We start from the raw sequence: 2080 nt of genomic DNA, 5'->3' as shown, positions 1-2080 counted from the left end.
ATCGTGAATCATTTGTGAAGAAAATGTGAAATACATAAATAAAAAGGTGTTACGTTATTGCGTAACACCTTTAAAAAAATATCCCTCTTCTATTTCTCTTCCGGATAATCACAATACTCGATAATCGTTCCTTCTGTATCCGCTGGGTTAAGATAAATTAACCTTCTACCATGCTTATTAATGCGTAGTGTATGCTCTAATGTCCGAATACCTTGTTCTTTTAACTCTTCTAGAGCCACATCTAAATCATCGACACGATACGCAACGTGATGAACACCTTTACCTTTTTGTTTAATAAAACGGGCAATTGGAGATGTCGTATTATTCGTCGGTGCAAGTAATTCAATTCTATCTCCAGCCACTTCAAGAATGGCTACTTCACTTTCCACACCAGGAGCTTCACTTACGTAACGATCTATTAAAGTTCCTAGTAACACATTTTCATAAAAACGTATCGTACTATCTATATCTCGAACTGCGATTCCGATATGATCAATTGTTTTTTTCATTTTATTTCCCCTACTACTTTATTTTTTCTCATTATTAATAGTAACAAAAAAAGCTATAGAAACAAGTCTATAACTTTTTTTATTTAACCTATTTTCTTATCCGCTCTAGTTGCTGGTTGAACTTGGTTTTTCACTTTTAAAATGCTAATGCCATATCCGATAAATCCACCGATAATCGCTGGGAAGATCCAGCCTAATCCTACTTCCTGCATCGGAAGGAATTTAGTGAACACTTGGCTTACTACTTCAATGTTAACTCCAGCTGCACTTAATCCATCAAATAAGCTGATGATAAATGTTACGATTAAGCTTACTTGATAAACTTCAGCTTTTCCTTTAAATAATGAATGGAAGAATGTTAAGAAAATCAATACGATTGCTAGTGGATAAATTGCTGTTAATACTGGAACAGAAACTGCGATCAATTGTGTTAATCCTACGTTTGCAACAATTGCACTAAATACACATAGCGTAATTGCAATTGCTTTGTAAGGAACATTTGGGAATAACTTATGGAAGAATGAAGAACATGCTGATACAAGTCCCACACTAGTTGTTAAACAAGCTACTGTAATCATTAATCCTAATAATACTCCGCCATATGATCCGAAATAGTAGTTAGAAACTTTCGCTAATACTTCTCCGCCGTTCTCTAAATGTCCAAGCTTTGCAACACTTGAAGCACCCATATAAGAAAGTGCTGTATAGATAATTGCTAAAATAGATGCTGCAATAATTGTCGCTTTTGCACAAACGACCATAATTTGTGTTTTCGTTTTCGCACCTTTTTCTTTAATAGCATTGATAATGATAATCCCGAATACAAATGATGCTAGCGTATCCATCGTTAAGTATCCTTCTTGGAATCCTTTAAAGAATGCATGTGATGTATAAGCTTCCACTGGTGCTTGCATATCTCCAATCGGATGTATAAAAGCAACGATTACTAAAATACCGATGAAAGTCAACTTAATTGGCGTTAAGATTTTTCCAACAATATCGACAATTTTCGCGGGATTTAGCGAAAAAAAACAAGTGATACTAAAGAATATAATTGTGAAAAGAATTAAAGGTGTAGAACCTACTCCTTCTGGCATAAACGGCTTAAGACCAATTTCATAAGAAACATTTCCTGTTCTTGGTATTGCAAATAACGGACCAATCGCTAAGTATAAAACTGTTGTAAACACAATCCCAAACACTGGGTGAGCACGACTAGCTAACGACTGCAAATCATCTTTACCTGAAAAACCAAATGCTAGTACACCTAGTAATGGTAATCCAACACCAGTTACTAAAAATCCAGCGTTAGCAATCCATACATTCTCTCCAGCTGATTGACCAAGCATCGCTGGAAAAATTAAATTTCCCGCTCCAAAAAATAGTGCAAATAACATTAATCCAATAACTACTATGAACGAAAACGGTACTTTATTCGCCATAATATAACCCCCATTCAAGTTTCCTTATCTCATTTTCCAATTTTAACTAATTGAATTTTCTGAATATTTAATTTAAGTATCAACTATTCTTGAATTCATTATAGTTTGCTATATAATATTTTGCAATAC

General features: G+C 34.3%; 2 protein-coding genes. Both read right to left on the bottom strand.

Annotation, left to right across the window (positions count from 1 at the left end):
* Window positions 1–89: 89 nt before the first annotated feature.
* Entirely contained in the window at window positions 90–509 is a 420-nt protein-coding gene (locus ABWK52_RS25270; RefSeq protein ID WP_000750846.1) for a VOC family protein, read from the bottom strand.
* A gap of 83 nt (window positions 510–592) precedes the next feature.
* A complete protein-coding gene (gene brnQ / locus ABWK52_RS25265) occupies window positions 593–1951 on the bottom strand; it encodes a branched-chain amino acid transport system II carrier protein (RefSeq protein WP_001284781.1) in 1359 nt (452 codons plus the stop codon).
* Window positions 1952–2080: the final 129 nt, after the last annotated feature.

The organism is Bacillus sp. AP50 (assembly GCF_040492675.1).
Classification (GTDB): Bacteria; Bacillota; Bacilli; order Bacillales; family Bacillaceae_G; genus Bacillus_A; species Bacillus_A cereus.
Note: the sequence above shows the minus strand (reverse complement) of the source record. Positions and strands in the feature narration are given on the sequence as shown.

Bases quoted from the DNA above. Each gene is read 5' to 3' on its own strand.
- ABWK52_RS25270 (WP_000750846.1), bottom strand. From the start codon at position 509: ATGAAAAAAACAATTGATCATATCGGAATCGCAGTTCGAGATATAGAT.
- brnQ (WP_001284781.1), bottom strand. From the start codon at position 1,951: ATGGCGAATAAAGTACCGTTTTCGTTCATAGTAGTTATTGGATTAATG.